Source organism: Psychroserpens burtonensis DSM 12212, assembly GCF_000425305.1.
Lineage (GTDB): Bacteria > Bacteroidota > Bacteroidia > Flavobacteriales > Flavobacteriaceae > Psychroserpens > Psychroserpens burtonensis.
Window position 1 is genome coordinate 132397 of the sequence record NZ_AUDE01000012.1, and the last position, 19988, is coordinate 152384.

Consider the following 19988-nt stretch of genomic DNA (forward strand, 5'->3'; position numbering starts at 1 on the left):
TGAAGGGTCTAAGATTTTATTGGGATTCAACAATTAAATTGTAAAATTTCCATTGACTTTATGTTCACTATTCTCGTATCTATCAATACATTTATTTAGAATCTCGTACGCTTCCTGTGCATTTCCCCATCCACCAATGTCAACTTTCTTTTTCTCCAAATCCTTATAAACTTGAAAGAAATGAGTGATTTCTTTAATTCTATGCGGATTCAAATCATCAATATCATTATAAATATTCCAGATAGGATCAGTTACTGGGACGCAAATCAACTTCTCATCTGGTCCTTTTTCATCTGCCATATGAAACACGCCTATTGGCTTCACTTCCATCACACACATTGGGAATGTTGGCTCGGTTCCCATGACCAAAACATCTAATGGATCACCATCTAAAGCTAAAGTTTCTGGAATAAATCCATAATCTCCAGGATACATCATTGATGAAAATAACATACGATCAAAACGTATTTTATGAAGATCAAAATCATATTCATATTTGTTACGACTCCCTTTTGGTATTTCTATCAATACATCAAAGGTTAATTTTCCAGTTGCTGTCATGGTCTTTTATTTTTTCTCCTACGGAAATAGGCCTGTTATTCTTTTTTTGGGATGCAAAGATATTATATTGTTTGAGTTTGGCAATATTTTTAGGGTTGTAAAAGTTAAACAGAACACATTTGATAATTGAAATGAATTATAAGTGTTTTGAGCCCTACCATTCAAAAACATGCCACTAGACTTAGAAATAAGATTAGAATACTGGAATACTTTAGCCAATATAACTATTCTGACTAGCGCTTTACTCATTCGCTTTTCTGTTTCAGCAGTCACTAACTTATTAGTTTTTAATAAGAAAGATAAACTGACTGATCTAATTTTAAAGTCTGCAATGACATCTACTGGATATTTTCTAGTGATTATATTTGCCATGACACCCATCTTAATGACGACAACAACAGAGGGCTATTTAAAGCCTTCTGTTATAAATGACTTTTTGATTCACAGCGTCATTGAAATAGTCACTGTTATAATTGGATTGTTATTTTTGGTCGTTATCATTTCATTATCAGGATGGATAGCATTTAATCGTTCAATTACTAAACCTTAAAAATGAAACTCCATAACATCCTCCTATGTTCATTGATAACATTCCTAAGCTTTCAAATGAACGCACAAGACCTTTTAAAACACCAATGGAAAGACAGAGTACTATTAATAGCAACCAATAATACAAACACTCCAAAATTTCAGAATCAACTTAAAACATTACAAAACCAAGAAAAAAATCTTAAATACAGAAAATTGATTATTTATCAAATCACACCAAGTTATTATAGTCAAAGGGTTTCCGAAGAAAATAAATGGACGAAAAGACCTGAACTATACCAAAAGATGAAAACAAATGACAACACATTTGAAGTCATACTTATAGGATTAGATGGTGGCGAAAAACTGAGACAAAACGAACTACTAACGACTAATAAGTTGTTTGCTATAATTGATGGGATGCCAATGCGACGGGCTGAAACGGGAAATAAAAACTAATTATATATGATTGGAGATACAACAGAGGATATTCTTAAATGGTGGGAGCCAAAAAGACTTTGGTTTAATATAGCAGTTAGCTTCTTTAGTGTATTAGCTCTTGTTAGAACTAATCAATTTTCGTTTTTAACTTTAGAATTATTTGGTGTAGTACTTTGGGGACTACTAGCCAATGTATTATTTTCTACAGGAATCATAATTGAGCTTTTAGACGCCTATTATTTTAAAGGAAAATTAAGTGTTAAAAACTTTAGATGGCTTTTCTATATTTCAGGAACATTGCTGTATTGTGCTTGGTCTTTCGTTTATGTCGTCTTTTACTATATGCCAGATTTTTAATTTCTAAAAACTAAACCCAAAACTACCGGTAACACCAAAAGGTCTCGCATCTGGAGTATCTAAGTAATTACCTCTAAAGTTAAAATCAATACGCAGTATTTTAAAAATATTACCAACACCAACGCTATACTCGTAATACATTTGGTCATTTGGTGCAATTAAAGGCGTTTCTACAGGGTTTCCTGTACTATTGAGCGCAATATTATCTGCAGATAAATCTCCCCAAACCCCTCGAATACCGATAATAGCTCTTAAGTTATATTGTTTAAGAAATGGAATTCTAGAGAAAAAGCGTCCATTAAAATTATGCTCTAAATGTAATGAGGCATAGGTGTCTGTTATAAACTCATAGAAATCTAACTGCGGGAACGTATTATAAATAGAGAAATACGATTGGTTTCCTGGAACCACACTTAGCAATGCTAAAGGCACCTCTCCAAATGTTTTACCTGCTTCAATAGTTGTGGTTAAACGACCAAATCCACCAACTTGCCAAGGTTGGATATATGAAAATTGAACTTTTGTATAATTAAAATCACTATTAAAAAAAGCTTGATCTCCACGAGTGACCTGTGCAAATAAACTCGCAAATCCGTCATTAGCTGTGCGACGCTCTACACCATAACCTGTCATTTTCCGATTAGGAAAGTACGATAGTGACAAGGCAGTCTCAAACTGTTTAACTTCCGAAGAAATCCCGGTAGCAGATTCTGGATCATTATAATCCAAACTAAATGTTGGTGAAGCAGAATTTAGAGTTCGATAAGTTCCGCTAGTACGCAACACAAAATTCTTACTAGGTTCAATTTCCACGCCTAACGTTGTTATATTCACACTTGTTAATTTGTCATTAACACTCGTATTTACAACTGCAGAAGACGCTAAATTACGCCCTAAAACATCAGTAGAAGCGGTTAAATTTGCGCCTATTTGCTCAACATCTCGCCTGTTTCCACCAGAAATAATGAGTCGATTCTTTTTATCGATCAACCATTTCCCCGAAATACCATACTTAAACTTGTCATCTCTAAATCCGTAAGCTAAAAACCCCTCTACTCGCCAAAGATCATTGGGTCCAAAATAAGTTCGTCCGCCAGCACGTATTCGAGTTCCTTCAACCTCATTAAACCCAAAAATAGAGAAGATAGGTCCAATATCCATATTAAGACTTGGTACTTCTATATAACCTGAGGCTAGAATACTTCCAACATTATAGAGTCGCTTAAACTTCTTAACTGTTTTTAGGGTGTCTAACATTTTATAGACACCTTTTTCATCTTTGTTTAGAGATTCCATTCGGTTTTGCACCCAAAAATCATCATCGCGATTGTAAGCATCTTCATTGTAGTTATAAACTTCTACATCGTAAAATGCTTCATCCTTGGGCTTATCAAAAACATAATTATCGTATAAAGTTGTCCGTTTCCCATAAACACCACGAGATTTTTCCTTTTTGTTCAAAGCAAAATCAGATAACATATAATCCCGCTTAATCAAAAACAGTGTATCATTTAATACCTCAAATTCCTGCTCTATATAAATTTCTTTGACCCAATTAATATTGGCGCTTTTTGAAGCTTGAAGATTGATATCCTTAATAGCATATGTAGAATCATTAACCCAAAAATCACCTTTAAACGTTAATTCATTTTTACGTCTTGGGTAATACACAATATTATAGCACCATTTATTGTCAATAAAGGCACTATCAGACAAAACATAGTTGTAGGTTTGGACTCCTGTTCTAGATAACGGACTCACAAAACTCTTATCAAAAAACTTTAAATAGTTATCATAGATATTAAAATCTGCGTAGAGATCATCAATAAAATCAATGATCATTTGATTATTACTAAAGCCTGAGTTTTTATTCCCTTTTAGATCGTTCTTTTCCTTTTTTATTAGATTATCGCCATAAACTTTACTTACAGCCTCATTAAGAAATATTGGCAAATAGGTTTTCCCTGTAATACTAGACGTATCTACTTCTTCAAAAACAAACTCCATACCTTTAAAAAGCTTACTTTTAATTAAAGCGCTATCAATCGTATTAAGATCAAATTCTACCTTCTCGTATTTATCATATTCATATTGTTTAAATTGTTGCAATCCGTTTTTTCGTTTGCGTTCCCATATTTTCTTTAAGATTCTAATGGCTGGGTTTTCAGATGCTTTTTTAGATTGCTTTCCTGTAACGATAAGAACAGCGTCCAAAGCTCCCGCCTCTTCCTTTAATATGAATTTTAAATCGTAGTTAACTTTCTGCTCCAGTTTAATTTCTTGACGTTCATAACCCAAAAATGAAACAATAAGGATGTCCCAAGTGTTTTCAGACTCGAGGTAAAAACGCCCATCTTCATTAGAAATGGTTCCTTCTGTAGATCCTTTGAACAAGATATTTGCAAAAGCGACGGGCTCATTGAATTCATCATAGACATAACCACTTACTTTGGTTTGTGCATAAGCGAAGCTTATTCCGAAGAAAAATAATAAAACGAGGAGCTTTTTTTTCATTAGTATAGGTCTCTGCAATGTATACTTTTTTGGGGTTAAAAATTGCAATTCCCAGCTCTTAAACTGGATAATATTTTAAACTAAAAACTTCATCAACGATCGTGCTACAAGTTATCTGCCGATAGTAGATGAAGTTTTAATAACGCAAAAAATTGCGTAATATTTACTTGTACATCACTTTATGTACTCCTTTAATTACCTCTTTGTAGTCAGGCAACCACTCTGCAAATAAAACTGGCGAATACGGTGCAGGCGTATCTGCTGTATTAATTTTCACTACAGGGGCGTCCAAATAGTCAAAAGCTTCAGATTGTACTAAATAGGCAATGTCCGTAGAGATGTTTCCAAAAGGCCATGCTTCTTCAAGAACTACTAATCTATTCGTTTTTTTTACCGATTTTAAAATTGCATCACGATCCATAGGACGAACCGTTCTTAAATCTATAATCTCACAAGAAATACCTTCTTTCTCTAATTCGTCTGCAGCTTTATAAGCCTCTTTTATGATTTTCCCGAAGGACACGATAGTCACATCTGTACCTTCTCTCTTAATTTCAGCGACACCTAATGGAATGGTATATTCACCTTCTGGCACTTCGCCTTTATCACCATACATTTGCTCACTCTCCATAAAAATTACAGGATCGTCATCACGAATCGCAGATTTCAATAATCCCTTAGCATCATACACATTGGAAGGTATGACCACCTTTAAACCAGGTGTATTAGCGAACCAATTCTCGAAAGCTTGAGAATGTGTTGCCCCTAGTTGTCCTGCAGATGCCGTAGGTCCACGAAAAACGATAGGACATTTAAATTGTCCACCAGACATTTGTCTAATTTTCGCAGCATTATTGATGATTTGATCAATCCCAACTAAAGAGAAGTTAAAGGTCATATACTCAACGATAGGACGATTCCCTGTCATTGTAGAGCCAATAGCAATCCCAGCAAAACCAAGCTCTGCGATAGGTGTATCAATCACACGCTTTGCACCAAACTCGTCTAACATTCCTTTTGAGGCCTTGTAAGCTCCATTATACTCTGCAACCTCCTCACCCATTAAATAAACACTCTCATCTCTGCGCATTTCTTCGCTCATGGCTTCGCAGATCGCTTCTCTAAATTGAATTGTTTTCATGTATTTCTTTTTTTAACGAATAGCAAAAGTAATAATTATTGATAATACTATCACATAAAAATAAGCTCGAAAATAGAAATCAAATAACTTCAAGATTATATGTATTACGAATACTCTTGTTCTCCTTCGGAAATGAGCCTTGCTATAAAAAATTATTAGTGTTAATTTTACACATATCTTCTAATAAGACAATAAAACTTATCATATTGACAGCTAAACTATCAATAATCAAATTTTCACAAAATTTTATTATGCACGCATAGTAAAATTTGAAATTTTATAATTATCTTCGTGGTCATTAATTTTTTAACTAAAAAAACTCAAATGAAAAAAAATATACTGCTCATATGTATTGCGTTATTCTTAATTACTAAAGGTTTTGCTCAAGATAAAAAAGTAGCTGTAGTTGGTTTTTATACGGATAAGATTATCAGTTTTAGTGACCTTGATATTGGAAGCGAAGCACTTATTGCGAGTGTTTTAAAGCTTAGAGATAATCCAGATTTTGATCTAACACCAATGTTAGAGCAGTTTCACGAAGAGTTTTTTGGAACATACGCAAAGAAATTCCCTTTCGATTTGCTTCCAGAAGAGGATGTAGCATCAAATCCAGACTATATAGCGTTTACACCTAAATACGATAAAGACGAAGAAGAATTAAAACGCTTTGTTGTTTATGATGGATACAAATATATCCATGAAGGCTTTATGGGTAAAGACAATGAAATAGCTACTGCGAAAATCTTTAGTGACAAAGCCGATGGCGTTATGTTTGTTGAAATCCATTTTGCATTACAAAAAGGGTTTGGTATTGGTGGAACAGCTACGGTGAAAATGAGAGCCTATGCTAGAATTGCACTTTACGACAAGACAGGAAAGAAAGTTTTTGCAATAAGCGAAGGTGAAAATTCTAAAAAAACATCTGTTATGGTCGGTGGAATACCCGTTATGAAAACAGAAAAAATATTACCAATGTGCGAAAGTGCATTACAACAATTGATGAAAGACTTAGAAAAACGTCTTCCAAAAATTATCAAAAAAGCAGATAAATTATAATAAATATACACTCAAAATAATTCGATATGAAAATATTAGTATGTATTAGCCACGTACCTGATACGACTTCAAAAATTAATTTCACTGATGGCGACACAAAATTTGATACCAATGGTGTGCAATTTGTGATCAACCCAAATGATGAGTTTGGTTTAACTCGTGCGATGTGGTTTAAAGAAAAACAAGGTGCTCAAGTCACTGTTGTTAATGTTGGTGGACCAGAAACTGAGCCCACACTTCGCAAAGCTTTAGCTATTGGAGCAGATGCTGCCATTAGAGTTAATACTGAAGCTAAAGACGGTTTTCAAGTTGCCAAAGAATTAGCAAATGTTGTAAAAGACGGTGGTTTTGATTTAGTAATTGCTGGTCGTGAATCTATTGATTACAATGGCGCAATGGTTCCTGGTATGTTAGCAGCTTTAACCAATGCTAATTTTGTAACTAATTGTATCAGCCTAGAAATTGAAGGAACAACTGTTACTGCAATTCGAGAAATTGATGGTGGTAAAGAAACAGTTACAACAAGTTTACCTCTTGTTATTGGCGGCCAAAAAGGATTGGTTGAAGAAAGTGATCTTCGTATTCCTAACATGAGAGGAATTATGATGGCTCGTAAAAAACCATTATCTATCGTTGAACCTACGAATGCTCCTGCCGAAACTAACTCAATAAAGTTTGAGAAACCGGAACCAAAAGGTGCCGTTACTTTAGTAGATGCAGATAATTTAGACGAATTAATTAATTTACTTCACAACGAAGCCAAAGCGATTTAATTAACCCTTAAAAGAAAAAAAACATGTCAGTTTTAGTATATACAGAATCAGAACAAGGAAAATTTAAAAAAACAGCTTTTGAGGTCGCATCTTATGCCAAAGCAATTGCAGACCAAATGGAAACGACTGTGACTGCAATTACAGTAAATGCAGGAGATGTTTCAGAGTTGGGAAACTACGGTGTAGATAAAGTATTAAACGTTAGTAATGGTGATTTAGATAAATTCAATGCCAATGCTTACGCAAGTGCCATAGCTCAAGCCGCTAAGAAAGAAGACGCGAAAGTAGTAGTTGTTAGCGCTAGTGCAGATAGTAAATATTTAGCGCCAATTCTAGCCATTAGTTTAGATGCTGGTTACGCGTCAAATGTTGTAGAAGCACCTTCTAGTATTTCACCTTTTACAGTGAAACGAACAGCCTTTACAAATAAAGCATTTAATATGACTACCATAAATACCGATATTAAAGTTGTTGGAGTCTCTCAAAACTCATATGGATTAGTAGAATCTAGTGGAAATGCGTCTTCGGAAGATTTCTCTCCGTCATTACCAAGTATAGGAGTGAACGTACAATCTGTAGATAAAGCAAAAGATAAAGTTACAATTGCAGACGCTGAAATTGTGGTTTCTGCGGGTCGCGGACTAAAAGGTCCTGAAAACTGGGGAATGATAGAAGAACTAGCAGAAGTTCTTGGAGCAGCGACAGCCTGTTCTAAACCAGTATCAGATCTAGGATGGAGACCTCATGGCGAACACGTTGGTCAAACAGGAAAACCTGTAGCATCAAACCTGTATATTGCTATTGGAATTTCAGGAGCCATACAACATTTAGCCGGTATTAACGCTTCAAAAATAAAAGTAGTCATCAATACAGATCCTGAAGCACCTTTCTTTAAAGCTGCAGACTATGGAGTTGTTGGTGATGCCTTTGTAGTTGTGCCTGCACTGATTGAAAAACTGAAAGCTTTTAAAGCTCAAAACGCATAATTTTTTCTAAATTATAATTGGAAAGGGCTGTTTTGATTTGGTTCTTTAAACATAAATCTGCATTTTGCAGTTGTTAAAGTCCAAATTAAAACAGTTCTTTACGTTTTCCTCACCCGTAGTTCAAAAATTAGAATTACGACCTCTACACACAAGAGGCATGTTGGGACACCTCACCAAAATATGTTGAGGCATTTTTAGATTAAAAATATGAGTCTAGTTAGATTAAATATTAAAGGAATATCATATAGCCAAACTCAAAATGGCGCATATGCTCTAATTCTGAATGAAGTAGATGGTGACCGTAAACTACCAATCGTTATTGGCGCTTTTGAAGCGCAATCCATTGCGATTGCTCTCGAGAAAGAAATTAGACCTCCAAGACCACTTACCCACGACTTATTTAAAAATTTCGCAGATCGTTTTGATATTGTTGTCAAGCAAGTTATTATTCATAAATTAGTTGACGGTGTGTTTTACTCCAGCTTAATTTGTGAACGTGATAAAATAGAAGAAATTATAGATGCAAGAACCAGTGATGCTATTGCTTTAGCGTTGCGTTTTAAAGCACCTATATTTACATACAAAAACATTTTAGACAAGGCTGGCATTTATCTCAAAGTCAATCCTAAAAAAGATGGTGAAGAACAAGATCAAGATTCTATTCTTGTAGATGACATGGTCGCTGAAGAAATAGAAGCAAGTATCCAAGATAATTATTTGGATAAAACACTTCAAGAGCTCAACGCGCTCTTAGACGAAGCTGTCAATAATGAAGATTATGAGAAAGCAGCTAAAATACGAGACGAAATTGATAAACGATAATAAGTTTTTATGAGACATTTTCTACTAGCTATTGCGGCTATTTTTTTTGGAATTACATTGACTTTCGGACAAGAATTAGAAAAAAAATGGCAATTTGAAACTGTAAAAAATGATTCGGGAGTTTCGTTATACAACATTCAAGCATCAGATGAATTTCAATTAAAAGATGGTGAATTCAACTATGCCATAGAAGCAATTGACACGATAGGAGATTTTTCTGGGAACTATATGTTTCAGAATAACCTATTAGTACTCTACTACGATATTCCCTCAGAAAAAATTGAGCGTTATAAAATTTCAGAATTAACAGATTCCACACTAATATTCTCTAATAAATTGAAGAGTTTTAGTTTTAAAACAGCTTCAGAAGCTACTGCTATAGCTCCAAATAACGAGAATCTTACGGGGAGTATCGTTCCCAGCCAAGGCTTCTCTTTTAATAGTTTGTGGCGAGGAGTTCTAGGGATGTTAACCTTATTATGTATCGCGTTTTTATTTAGCAGTAATCGTAAAGGTATTAACTGGAAAACAGTTGGATTAGGCTTAACATTTCAATTAATAATTGCTATTGGCGTTTTAAAAGTAGATTTTATCAAATCAGCATTTGAAATCATAGGAAAAGGATTTATAGCTATTCTTGGATTTACACAAGCTGGAAGTGAGTTTTTATTTGGAGGAATGCTAGATGTTAATTCCTTCGGGTTTATTTTCGCATTTCAAGTACTCCCAACAATCATATTCTTTTCGGCACTAACCTCTGTCCTGTTTTACTTAGGATTAATTCAAAAAGTTGTGAAAGGTATGGGATGGTTGCTTTCTAAGGTTTTAGGGATTTCTGGAGCAGAAAGTTTAAGTGTTGCAGGTAATATTTTCTTAGGGCAAACCGAAGCACCTTTATTGATTAAGGCCTATCTAGAAAAAATGAATAAGTCTGAAATCCTTTTAGTCATGATTGGAGGAATGGCGACTGTTGCAGGTGCCGTTCTTGCTGCATATATTGGGTTTCTTGGTGGAGAAGATGAAGCTTTACAATTATTCTATGCAAAACACTTACTCGCAGCTTCTGTTATGGCAGCGCCAGGAGCTATCGTGATTTCTAAAATATTATTCCCACAAACTGAAGAAATTAATACCGACGTTAACGTCTCTCAAGAAAAAATTGGTTCAAACATATTAGAAGCTATTGCCAATGGAACCACCGAAGGTTTAAGACTTGCTGTTAATGTAGGAGCTATGCTTTTGGTTTTTGTAGCATTTATTGCCATGGCAAATGGTATTCTAGGTGGAATTGCAAGTTTTGATGGATTCACAATAGAAGCCTTAAATATGAACTGGCACTTTACGTCCTTAAATGAAATCATTGCCCAAAACACGCCTTACGATTCATTATCATTAGAGTTTATATTGGGTTACATTTTTGCTCCTTTGATGTGGCTCATTGGTATTGCTACCGAAGACATGGCGCTTATGGGGCAACTATTGGGTATTAAATTAGCAGCTAGTGAATTTATTGGATATATTCAATTAGCAGATCTGAAAAATGCCGCTAATGCAACACACTTAAAATACGAGAAATCAATAATAATGGCGACCTACATGCTTTGTGGTTTTGCAAATTTCGCATCTATTGGTATTCAAATTGGAGGTATTGGCTCTTTAGCTCCAGGACAGCGCAAGCAACTCTCAAAATTTGGAATGAAAGCTTTAATTGGCGGAACTTTGGCGTCATTAATTTCTGCCACGATTGCTGGGATGATCATCGGATAACAAATTCCTGCGAAGGCAGAAACCTAATTGTAGACAGAACTAATATAAAACGCTCACAGCAAGTCATTGTAACGAGTGTTTTTTTTCTGCAATGTAATAAGGCTTTGAACGTTAATAACTTTTAATATTTATCTCATGTCCATTTCACAGAAAACTCTTCTTTTTATTTAAATTCGTATTTGCTTTTAATTACTTGTCACACTGAGCAGAATTGACATCAAAATATATGTTGATTAACAATAGCTTATAAGATAAGTCGAAGTGTCCTATAACGATTAATTGAAGTTTAATTTAAAGAGATTTCCGCTTTCGCGGAAAGTGAACATGAAACAATACCACGACCTAGTAAAACACGTTTTAGAACAAGGAAACGAAAAAGGAGATCGCACAGGAACAGGCACCAAGAGCGTTTTTGGATATCAAATGCGATTTGATTTAAGTGAAGGTTTCCCTATGGTAACTACAAAAAAACTACACTTAAAATCTATCATTTACGAATTACTTTGGTTCTTAAAAGGGGATACAAATATTAAGTATCTAACCGAAAATGGTGTAAAAATCTGGAACTCATGGGCAGATAAAAATGGAGACTTAGGCCCAGTCTATGGTCACCAATGGCGCAACTGGAACAATGACGATATTGACCAAATAAAAGACGTTATAGACACCCTTAAAAACAATCCAAATAGTCGTCGTATGATGGTGTCGGCTTGGAACCCTTCTGTGATGACAGATACTTCAAAATCCTTTGATGAAAATGTGGCTAATGGTAAAGCAGCTTTACCGCCTTGTCATGCATTTTTTCAGTTTTATGTAGCTGATGGAAAATTATCTTGTCAGTTATATCAGCGCAGTGCAGATATATTTTTGGGTGTGCCTTTTAATATTGGTTCTTATGCATTATTCACGATGATGATGGCACAGGTTTGTGGCTATGAAGCTGGAGAGTTCATCCACACCTTTGGAGATGCTCATATTTACAGCAATCATTTCGAACAATTAGAATTACAATTATCTAGAGAGATTAGACCATTGCCAACAATGAAACTCAACCCTGCGGTAACTGATATTTTCGATTTTAAATTTGAAGATTTTACTTTAAAGGATTACAATCCACATCCACATATTAAAGGTGCAGTTGCTGTTTAAATTCATGTTATGAAAGCCTTTTACACAATACTACTTACGCTTATTTTCACTAGGACTTATGCTCAAGATAGTATATCTAAGTCTGAAGCGCAACTAAAACTAATTGAACAAGATGGAAAATTTAAAATAGTCCCTTTTAACATAATTGAAAGGGTACCTGTTTACTCCGGTTGTGATGAACAGCTTTCAAATGAAAAGCTCAAAAAATGCATGAGCGATAAAATCTCATCGTTTGTATTAAAGACATTCGATACAAGAATGGCGAGTTACTTAAAACCATCTGTAACAGACGTAAGAATCACGGTACTCTTCAAAATTGATGAGCATGGCAACATAGGAAATATTATGGCTAGAGGTCCTCATCCTAAGTTAGAACAAGAAGCTATACGAGTTGTAGAAGCTTTACCTGATATGACCAAACCAGGAATGCAAGACGGGAAACCAGCAATTGTGCCGTACATGCTACCAATTCGTTTTGCTATTGAAAAACCATCTAAAAATCAAAGAATTCAAAATTAACAGGAAATTGTTATCTGATTTAAGAAAACAATTTCATTGCTAAATCAACGAAAGAAAGTGCTTTTTCTTTAGATTAAAAACGAGTAACTTTACACTAAGAAATTTTGTTAGTTATGTTCGGAAAAAAGAAAACCATACCTCAAATAGATCAAGAGCAATTGGCTTTAATTAAATATGCTGAAAAACGCATCAAACAAAAGCAACGCGTTTATGTTCATTTCGTTGTTTTTTTAATTGGAGCTGTATTTTTAATCTTAGCAAATACTGTTTTAGGCATTGGTAAGGATTTTACCATTGCTGGACTCAACTGGTTTGTCATTACCATAATTATATGGCTAGCCTTTTTTATATACCATTTTGTGAGCGTATTTATAACTCATAAATTTATGGGTAAGGACTGGGTAGACCAACAACGAAATACACTCGTAGCGAAACAACAAGAACGTATAGAGAAATTAAAACAACAATTCTTAAAAGAAGAAACTGAGATTGCAAAGTCTCTAGCTTTTGATGATACCGTAAACAAAGGTGTTTCAACTCAAAAAAAAAAAACTGAGCTAACGATCATTGTAGCAGCCGATGAAGATAATGCTATTGGTAAAGACAATGATTTAATTTGGCATTTAAGTGATGACCTTAAGCGATTTAAATCTTTAACAAATGGGCACTGTATTATAATGGGGCGCAAAACGTTTGAAAGTTTCCCTAAACCACTCCCTAATCGCACGCACATTGTTGTCACACGTCAAGACAATTATATGGTACCAGATGGTGTTATTGTTGTCAATAATATGGACGATGCTATTGATGCTGCTCGCAAAGACAAGCAACCATTCATTATTGGTGGAGGAGAAATCTATAAACAAGCAATGAGTTTTGCTCATAAAATAGAAATCACTCGTGTACATCACAAGTTTGGAGGTGCTGACACCTTTTTCCCTGAGATTGATGCATCCGTTTGGAAGGAAACGAACAGAAAAGAACATCTTAAGGATGAAAAGCATGAGTTTTCTTTTACTTTTTTAACTTATGAGAGAACCATTTAATTAGTTCCAAAGAAAGATTAGGTTAGGTTAGGTTAGACCTAATAGATATACTCTTAAATAAATCTTTAGCAGAAGATATTTCCGTAGTAAAAACACTTCAAAACTATTAATTTTAGTTCAACCTTTTATTTCAAATTTAATAGTTAAAATTATTAGTTTGGAAGAGTGAGATTATTAATAAACTAAAAAACACCTCATCGATTAAAATCAACTACAGTGTTTTTTATTTTATTAATTACTAATTTTGCAGCATGATATCATCCTTACAATTACGAATTAATTTACATGAAGAAGGAAAACCAGATGGACTGCTTAATAAAGCAGCTTATGATTTGGGTGTAAAATCTTCAGAAATTTCTGGAATTAAAATTCTAAGAAAATCAATTGATGCACGTAAATCCCGCATCATGTTTAACTATAAAATTGAAGTATATAGTAATGAGCCAATGCCTGAAACTTCAGCTCATAATTTTGATTACAAAGATGTTTCCGAAGGAAAACCCATCCACATTATTGGTTTTGGTCCTGCAGGAATGTGGGCCGCTTTGCGGTGTATAGAGCTTGGATTTAAACCTATTGTTTTAGAACGCGGAAAAAATGTACAAGATAGACGACGAGATATAAAAGCCATAAATCAAGATCATATCGTCAACGACGACTCTAACTATTGTTTTGGAGAGGGTGGTGCTGGCACGTATAGCGACGGAAAATTGTATACGAGAAGTCTCAAGCGTGGTGATGTAAGAAAAATATTTGAAAGTCTTGTGTTTCATGGCGCTACAGATCAAATTTTGATTGACGCACATCCACACATCGGAACAAATAAGCTTCCAAAAGTGGTTACGAACATTCGTGAAACCATTTTAAAATTTGGTGGTGAAATACACTTCGAAACACGTGTCATAGATTTCAATATTAAAGACAACCAAATCAAATCTATAATTCTTCACAATGGGAATGAGTTAGATGTCGAAAAGATAATTTTAGCAACTGGACATTCTGCTCGTGATATTTATTATTTACTGAATGAAAAAAATATTCAGTTACAAGCAAAATCGTTCGCAATGGGAGTTCGAGTAGAGCATCCACAACAAATTATTGACGGAATTCAATACCATTGCAAAGGAGAACATCGGGATGCGTTGTTACCCGCTGCATCTTATAGCCTGGTAAATCAAGTTAACGACAGAGGTGTCTATTCCTTTTGTATGTGTCCTGGCGGATTTATAGTGCCTGCAGCAACCACAGACGGTGAAGTCGTAGTTAACGGTATGTCCCCTTCAAAACGAAATAACGCCTTCGCTAATTCGGGAATCGTAGTGGAAATAAACGCAGACAAAGACCTTTATAAATATGAGCATCATGGTGCTCTAAAAGGTTTAGAGTACCAAAAAGACTTAGAGCGTTTGGCATTTACATCTGGAGGAAGAACACAAACAGCACCTGCACAGCGACTTACAGACTTCGTGGAAGGCAAACTATCTACTGATTTAAATCCTACATCATATCAACCAGGATTAAAGTCTGCTCCTATGCACTCCTTATTACCAAAATTGATTGGTAGTTCTCTTCGTAAGGGTTTTAAAGCCTTCGGAGAAAAAATGCACGGCTATTATACGTCAGAAGCCAATATAATAGGTGTAGAATCTAGAACGTCATCACCAGTGAATATTCCAAGAAATGACAATTTAGCCCATCCCGAAATAGCCAATCTTTTTCCTTGTGGAGAAGGTGGTGGTTATGCTGGTGGAATCGTTTCTGCTGCCATGGATGGTGAACGATGTGCAGAAGCTGCATGTGTTTAATTTTTCCACAGAAATAGACCGTTTTCAGTAAAAAAATTATTCCTATTTTTGTCTCTTAAATTTGATTACAATGAACGCATATATATTTCCAGGTCAAGGTGCTCAGTTCTCAGGAATGGGACTTGATTTATACGAAAACTCACCGTTAGCACAGGAGTTATTTGAAAAAGCTAATGATATTTTAGGTTTCCACATCACAGACATCATGTTTGAAGGTTCTGCGGAGGACTTAAAAGAAACAAAGGTCACACAACCTGCTATCTTTTTACACTCTGTTATATTGGCCAAAACTTTAGGCGACAGTTTTAAACCAGATATGGTTGCTGGTCACTCTTTAGGTGAATTTTCTGCATTGGTTGCTGCTGGCGCATTAACTTTTGAAGACGGTTTGAAACTCGTTTCTCAACGTGCCCAAGCGATGCAAAAAGCTTGCGAATTACAACCAAGTACTATGGCAGCTGTTTTAGGGCTGGCTGATGATATCGTAGAAAATATTTGCGCTGACACAGAGGGTATCGTTGTAGCTGCGAATTATAATTGCCCCGGACAATTAGTGATCTCTGGAGACGTCGAAGCCATTAATAAAGCCTGTGAAGCTTTGAAAGACGCAGGTGCACGTCGTGCTTTAGTACTTCCTGTTGGCGGTGCATTTCATTCGCCATTAATGGAGCCAGCGAGAGAAGAATTAGCTGCTGCAATTGAGAATACAACATTTAGCAAGCCTGACTGTCCAATATATCAAAACGTGACCGCTTCTGCGATTACTGATGAAAATGAAATTAAAGCCAATTTAATATTACAATTAACCGCTCCCGTACGTTGGACACAATCTGTACAACAAATGATTACGGATGGTGCATCTCATTTTACTGAGGTTGGCCCAGGAAAAGTCTTGCAAGCATTGGTTAAAAAAATTCATAGAGATACAAAAACGGCGTCAGCTACTTTAGAATCTAATGCTTAGTTTTTTTTTGTAAAACAAGCATCTTAAAAGTACTATCATTTAAAAAAAATGATTAACAGCGAACACCATGTGATCCCAAAACTAATAAAAATAAATACATGAAATTATCTAGAAATGCAGGTGTCATTCTGCTCATTATTTTTAATATAGCTATTGACCAAATTTCAAAAATCATTGTAAGAGATACTATTGATCCAAGTGAACGAATTCAAGTTATTGGTAATTTTTTTCAAATGATGAATGTCGAAAATACTGGTGCCTTTTTAGGCATGGGAAGTGATATGAATCCTACTTTAAAATTAATATTCCTTCTAATTTTACCCATAGCTGTATTAGGCTATTTAGTCTATTATATTATTACTAATAAAGCTTTAGACAAACTTAGTCTAATAGCATTAGCCTTTATCGCTGGAGGGGGAATTGCAAATGTTTATGATAGAATAGTATATGGATCTGTAACAGATTTCTTTTATTTATATATAAATGATACTTTACGAACTGGCATTTTCAACGTTGCAGATATGTCCGTAACCTTTGGAATGCTCGCTCTACTATTCACCACAATATTCAATAATAAAAAGAAAGAAATAGCATAAAAAAACCTCTTCAAAGATGAAGAGGTTTTTTAAAATTATTTTGCTAAACTTATAGTTTCACAATCTTTAATTTTGCCATAGTACGTTTCACGATATTTGTGAATCGTTTTGTAAGGAATACTTAAGAATTGTTTCTTAATATAAGTCACATTAGTTGTCAATTCTCCCATTTTTTTTGTGAACCTAAGTTCAGCTCTTGTTTCTCTTTTAATGCTTATCAGTTTCATTGGATTTCATTTACATTGGCTATAAAGAAACAAAGATATACTGCCAATACCAAATTTAAAATGTTAAATCATTGTTTATCAATTTGTTAAATACAAAACATTTAAAAAACAGTATTAAATATTATCAAATCTATAATTACGAGGGGTGATTATTACGAGATCTACAATTCGCTATTATAGATTTTCTATTCTTTGATTATAAAAATCACTTGTTCCATTTTAGAAATGTTTTTTGTAAGATTGTAGTCTACTGCACTAATATCTGCTATAAATCCATTCCTTAATTTGATCCAATTGATTTTCCAGATCTAGTAACAAGGTATTTGTTATTATAGCACTTTTCAAACAAAACATTGGTGATCATCCAGCGTACACCATATCGCCAAATACTTTTGCGTATTCAGCATAAAGGAATACACGAGCTCAAGTCTATTGGCAATTTCCGCGGTGCATACAGGGGCTTTATCTAGTTACTAAAATTATCAGTCAACGGATGATAAGTTGTCAACCCATCTCATTACATATAGTTTATAAATTTCTAATTTTTTGTTCCCATTTCCATGCAGAATCTATAGCGTCTTCAAGAGAGGATTTAGCCTTCCAGCCTAACACGTTATTCGCTTTCGTAGTGTCTGCATAGGCAGAAATCACATCACCTTCACGTCTTGGAGCAAATTTGTAATTAAGCGATTTATTAGAAACGCTTTCAAAAGCAGTGATAACCTCTAATACAGAACTACCTACTCCTGTTCCTACATTAAAAGTTTCAAAATTTGAGTCATTTTTTTTGTCCAGCAAACGTTGTAAAGCTATAACATGAGCTTTTGCTAAATCTACTACATGAATATAGTCCCTAATACATGTTCCGTCTGGTGTTGGATAATCATTTCCAAAAACAGATAAACGCTCTCGCAATCCCAATCCAGTTTGTGTAATATAGGGTACTAAATTTTGAGGTATTCCAATTGGCAATTCTCCTATTAGAGCACTTGAATGTGCTCCTATAGGGTTGAAATACCGTAATGCAATAGCATTTAAATTCAGATTCACTTTACACGTATCTGTGATGATTTCTTCACCAATTTGCTTGGTGTTGCCATAAGGAGATTCTGCTAGTTTTATAGGAGCATTTTCTGTAATAGGCATTTTATCTGCTTGACCGTAAACTGTACATGAAGAACTGAAAATAAAGTTTGATTCCTGTAAACCAAGAACGTCTTTGAGCATGTAAATAAGTGTATGCAAATTATTTTCGTAATAAAGCAGGGGGTTCTCAACACTTTCACCAACCGCTTTACTCGCTGCAAAATGAATGACACCAGAAATATCGTTATGCTTCTTAAAGAAATTTTCTACGGAAGCTTTTTCCTTTAAATCTAAGTTCTCAAACGTTGGCTTTTTATGAGTAATACCTATAATCCCGTCAAGAACGCTTTCCGAAGAATTTGATAAATCATCAATTATTACGACCTCAAAACCATTGTTTTGAAGCTCAACAACTGTATGAGAACCTATAAAACCAAGTCCTCCAGTAACAAGAATTTTTCTCATATTAAGTGTTAATAAAACTTATGACAGTTGACGTTATAAACTTAATCTGTTCATCATCCAGTTCGGTATGCATAGGCAACGATATGACCTCTTTGACCAATTGATTGGTAACTTTAAAATCGGCTTCATTATAGCGTTCATCTAGATACGCTTTTTGACGATGTAAAGGAATTGGGTAATAGACTCCACAAGGGACACCATTATCATTTAAGTGCTTTACTAGAGCATCTCGATCACTATTTAATAATCGTAAGGTATATTGATGAAATACATGACAATCACAAGCGTTACAAATACCAGAACAGCCATTGTTACCTGTTGGCGTTATTATCTTTGCTTGTCCTTCAAAGGCCTTATTATAAGCTCTTGCGGCATTTTGTCTCGCACTATTATAACTATCTAATCGCTTTAATTTAATATCTAAAACAGCCGCTTGTACAGAATCGAGCCTAGAATTAACGCCTACAACATCATGATGATAGCGTTCGTACATACCATGGTTAACAATACCTCTTATTATATGCGCTAGTTTATCATCGTTAGTGAAAATTGCGCCTCCATCACCATAACATCCTAAATTTTTAGATGGAAAAAATGATGTAGATGCCACATGACCGATGACACCTGCTTTAGTTTTTGTTCCGTTTTTATATGTATCTGTAGCACCAATAGCTTGGGCATTATCTTCAATAACAAATAAATTATGGTCGCTTGCAATTTGCATTATAGCTTCCATATTGGCACACATACCAAATAAGTGTACTGGTACAATGGCCTTTGTTTTAGGTGTAATTGCGTTTTTAATAGCTTCAATATCGATATTGAAACTCACAGGATCTACATCTACCAAAACTGGAGTTAACTGCAAAAGTGCAATTACCTCAACGGTAGCTGCAAATGTAAAATCTGCAGTAATAACTTCATCTCCTGGCTTGAGACCTAAACCCATCATTGCTATTTGCAACGCATCAGTTCCGTTTGCACAAGGAATCACGTGTTTTACACCTAAATAGGATTCTAGATTTTTTTGAAACTCATGAACTTTAGGTCCATTAATGTATGCTGTAGAATCCAAGACCTCTAAAACAGAGTTATCTACCTCTTCCTTTATTTTGCTATATTGACCTTTAAGGTCAACCATTTGAATTTTTTTCATATCTAACGAAATTACGAAATTCATTGACA

20 protein-coding genes are annotated in these 19988 nt (G+C 34.7%); 14 read left to right on the forward strand and 6 right to left on the reverse strand.

The features are described 5' to 3' along the window. Positions 1 to 33: 33 nt before the first annotated feature. Positions 34 to 561, reverse strand: a complete 528-nt coding sequence (locus H593_RS0105905) for an inorganic diphosphatase (protein WP_028871594.1) — start codon at positions 559 to 561, stop codon at positions 34 to 36. Between the two features lie 169 nt (positions 562 to 730). Here H593_RS0105905 and H593_RS0105910 point away from each other — a divergent pair, with 169 nt between their 5' ends. Genes H593_RS0105910 through H593_RS0105920 form a run of 3 tightly spaced genes read left to right on the forward strand, consistent with a single transcriptional unit; the run spans position 731 to position 1887 of the window. Next, positions 731 to 1111: a hypothetical protein gene (locus H593_RS0105910; RefSeq protein WP_028871595.1), complete on the forward strand. Its 381-nt coding sequence runs from the start codon at positions 731 to 733 to the stop codon at positions 1109 to 1111. Positions 1112 to 1167: 56 nt separating this feature from the next. Continuing rightward, positions 1168 to 1548 (forward strand): DUF4174 domain-containing protein, encoded by a 381-nt coding sequence (locus H593_RS0105915; RefSeq protein WP_028871596.1) that lies wholly within the window; start codon positions 1168 to 1170, stop codon positions 1546 to 1548. 6 nt (positions 1549 to 1554) lie between these two features. Beyond that, entirely contained in the window at positions 1555 to 1887 is a 333-nt protein-coding gene (locus H593_RS0105920) for a hypothetical protein (RefSeq protein ID WP_028871597.1), read from the forward strand. Between the two features lie 3 nt (positions 1888 to 1890). Here the strand turns inward: H593_RS0105920 and H593_RS0105925 are convergent, their stop codons facing one another. Both H593_RS0105925 and H593_RS0105930 read right to left on the reverse strand, forming a co-directional pair. After that, positions 1891 to 4401 (reverse strand): DUF5686 and carboxypeptidase-like regulatory domain-containing protein, encoded by a 2511-nt coding sequence (locus H593_RS0105925; RefSeq protein ID WP_028871598.1) that lies wholly within the window; start codon positions 4399 to 4401, stop codon positions 1891 to 1893. 163 nt (positions 4402 to 4564) lie between these two features. Further along, positions 4565 to 5542, reverse strand: a complete 978-nt coding sequence (locus H593_RS0105930; protein ID WP_028871599.1) for a pyruvate dehydrogenase complex E1 component subunit beta — start codon at positions 5540 to 5542, stop codon at positions 4565 to 4567. Between the two features lie 324 nt (positions 5543 to 5866). Here H593_RS0105930 and H593_RS0105935 point away from each other — a divergent pair, with 324 nt between their 5' ends. The 11 genes from H593_RS0105935 (at position 5867) to lspA (ending at position 17025) form a co-directional block, all read left to right on the forward strand. After that, entirely contained in the window at positions 5867 to 6598 is a 732-nt protein-coding gene (locus H593_RS0105935) for a hypothetical protein (protein ID WP_147231599.1), read from the forward strand. 26 nt (positions 6599 to 6624) lie between these two features. Beyond that, entirely contained in the window at positions 6625 to 7371 is a 747-nt protein-coding gene (locus H593_RS0105940; protein WP_028871601.1) for an electron transfer flavoprotein subunit beta/FixA family protein, read from the forward strand. A 23-nt stretch (positions 7372 to 7394) separates the two neighbouring features. Continuing rightward, complete coding sequence (locus H593_RS0105945; protein WP_028871602.1) at positions 7395 to 8357, forward strand: electron transfer flavoprotein subunit alpha/FixB family protein; 963 nt, start codon at positions 7395 to 7397, stop codon at positions 8355 to 8357. Between the two features lie 207 nt (positions 8358 to 8564). Beyond that, a complete protein-coding gene (locus H593_RS0105950) occupies positions 8565 to 9179 on the forward strand; it encodes a bifunctional nuclease family protein (protein ID WP_028871603.1) in 615 nt (204 codons plus the stop codon). 9 nt (positions 9180 to 9188) lie between these two features. Further along, on the forward strand, positions 9189 to 10946 hold the full coding sequence (locus H593_RS0105955) for a nucleoside transporter C-terminal domain-containing protein (RefSeq protein ID WP_028871604.1): 1758 nt from the start codon (positions 9189 to 9191) through the stop codon (positions 10944 to 10946). Between the two features lie 324 nt (positions 10947 to 11270). After that, positions 11271 to 12095, forward strand: coding sequence for a thymidylate synthase (locus H593_RS0105960; RefSeq protein ID WP_028871605.1), 825 nt, complete (start codon positions 11271 to 11273; stop codon positions 12093 to 12095). A gap of 9 nt (positions 12096 to 12104) precedes the next feature. Further along, positions 12105 to 12614 carry an energy transducer TonB gene (locus tag H593_RS18580; RefSeq protein WP_051229631.1) on the forward strand — a complete coding sequence of 170 codons (510 nt, stop codon included), beginning with the start codon at positions 12105 to 12107 and terminating at the stop codon, positions 12612 to 12614. A 113-nt stretch (positions 12615 to 12727) separates the two neighbouring features. After that, positions 12728 to 13660, forward strand: a complete 933-nt coding sequence (locus tag H593_RS0105970) for a dihydrofolate reductase (protein ID WP_028871606.1) — start codon at positions 12728 to 12730, stop codon at positions 13658 to 13660. A 251-nt stretch (positions 13661 to 13911) separates the two neighbouring features. Then, positions 13912 to 15465: an NAD(P)/FAD-dependent oxidoreductase gene (locus tag H593_RS0105975; protein WP_028871607.1), complete on the forward strand. Its 1554-nt coding sequence runs from the start codon at positions 13912 to 13914 to the stop codon at positions 15463 to 15465. 70 nt (positions 15466 to 15535) lie between these two features. Continuing rightward, positions 15536 to 16429 (forward strand): ACP S-malonyltransferase, encoded by an 894-nt coding sequence (fabD, locus tag H593_RS0105980; protein WP_028871608.1) that lies wholly within the window; start codon positions 15536 to 15538, stop codon positions 16427 to 16429. A 98-nt stretch (positions 16430 to 16527) separates the two neighbouring features. Next, a complete protein-coding gene (lspA, locus tag H593_RS0105985) occupies positions 16528 to 17025 on the forward strand; it encodes a signal peptidase II (RefSeq protein ID WP_028871609.1) in 498 nt (165 codons plus the stop codon). Positions 17026 to 17060: 35 nt separating this feature from the next. Here lspA and H593_RS0105990 read toward each other — a convergent pair whose 3' ends face one another. The 3 genes from H593_RS0105990 to H593_RS0106000 form a co-directional block, all read right to left on the reverse strand. After that, positions 17061 to 17252, reverse strand: coding sequence for a hypothetical protein (locus H593_RS0105990; RefSeq protein WP_028871610.1), 192 nt, complete (start codon positions 17250 to 17252; stop codon positions 17061 to 17063). 528 nt (positions 17253 to 17780) lie between these two features. After that, positions 17781 to 18803, reverse strand: coding sequence for a UDP-glucose 4-epimerase GalE (gene galE / locus H593_RS0105995; RefSeq protein WP_028871611.1), 1023 nt, complete (start codon positions 18801 to 18803; stop codon positions 17781 to 17783). A 1-nt stretch (position 18804) separates the two neighbouring features. After that, positions 18805 to 19959, reverse strand: a complete 1155-nt coding sequence (locus H593_RS0106000) for a DegT/DnrJ/EryC1/StrS family aminotransferase (RefSeq protein WP_028871612.1) — start codon at positions 19957 to 19959, stop codon at positions 18805 to 18807. Positions 19960 to 19988: the final 29 nt, after the last annotated feature.

Coding starts and splice junctions, on each gene's coding strand:
- H593_RS0105960 (WP_028871605.1), top strand. CDS start 11,271: ATGAAACAATACCACGACCTAGTAAAACACGTTTTAGAACAAGGAAAC.
- H593_RS0105990 (WP_028871610.1), bottom strand. CDS start 17,252: ATGAAACTGATAAGCATTAAAAGAGAAACAAGAGCTGAACTTAGGTTC.
- H593_RS0105935 (WP_147231599.1), top strand. CDS start 5,867: ATGAAAAAAAATATACTGCTCATATGTATTGCGTTATTCTTAATTACT.
- H593_RS0105955 (WP_028871604.1), top strand. CDS start 9,189: ATGAGACATTTTCTACTAGCTATTGCGGCTATTTTTTTTGGAATTACA.
- H593_RS0105970 (WP_028871606.1), top strand. CDS start 12,728: ATGTTCGGAAAAAAGAAAACCATACCTCAAATAGATCAAGAGCAATTG.
- H593_RS0105905 (WP_028871594.1), bottom strand. CDS start 561: ATGACAGCAACTGGAAAATTAACCTTTGATGTATTGATAGAAATACCA.
- H593_RS0105925 (WP_028871598.1), bottom strand. CDS start 4,401: ATGAAAAAAAAGCTCCTCGTTTTATTATTTTTCTTCGGAATAAGCTTC.
- H593_RS0105975 (WP_028871607.1), top strand. CDS start 13,912: ATGATATCATCCTTACAATTACGAATTAATTTACATGAAGAAGGAAAA.
- H593_RS0105950 (WP_028871603.1), top strand. CDS start 8,565: ATGAGTCTAGTTAGATTAAATATTAAAGGAATATCATATAGCCAAACT.
- H593_RS0105920 (WP_028871597.1), top strand. CDS start 1,555: ATGATTGGAGATACAACAGAGGATATTCTTAAATGGTGGGAGCCAAAA.
- H593_RS0105915 (WP_028871596.1), top strand. CDS start 1,168: ATGAACGCACAAGACCTTTTAAAACACCAATGGAAAGACAGAGTACTA.
- H593_RS0105930 (WP_028871599.1), bottom strand. CDS start 5,542: ATGAAAACAATTCAATTTAGAGAAGCGATCTGCGAAGCCATGAGCGAA.
- H593_RS18580 (WP_051229631.1), top strand. CDS start 12,105: ATGAAAGCCTTTTACACAATACTACTTACGCTTATTTTCACTAGGACT.
- H593_RS0105910 (WP_028871595.1), top strand. CDS start 731: ATGCCACTAGACTTAGAAATAAGATTAGAATACTGGAATACTTTAGCC.
- fabD (WP_028871608.1), top strand. CDS start 15,536: ATGAACGCATATATATTTCCAGGTCAAGGTGCTCAGTTCTCAGGAATG.
- H593_RS0105945 (WP_028871602.1), top strand. CDS start 7,395: ATGTCAGTTTTAGTATATACAGAATCAGAACAAGGAAAATTTAAAAAA.
- galE (WP_028871611.1), bottom strand. CDS start 18,803: ATGAGAAAAATTCTTGTTACTGGAGGACTTGGTTTTATAGGTTCTCAT.
- H593_RS0105940 (WP_028871601.1), top strand. CDS start 6,625: ATGAAAATATTAGTATGTATTAGCCACGTACCTGATACGACTTCAAAA.
- lspA (WP_028871609.1), top strand. CDS start 16,528: ATGAAATTATCTAGAAATGCAGGTGTCATTCTGCTCATTATTTTTAAT.
- H593_RS0106000 (WP_028871612.1), bottom strand. CDS start 19,959: ATGAAAAAAATTCAAATGGTTGACCTTAAAGGTCAATATAGCAAAATA.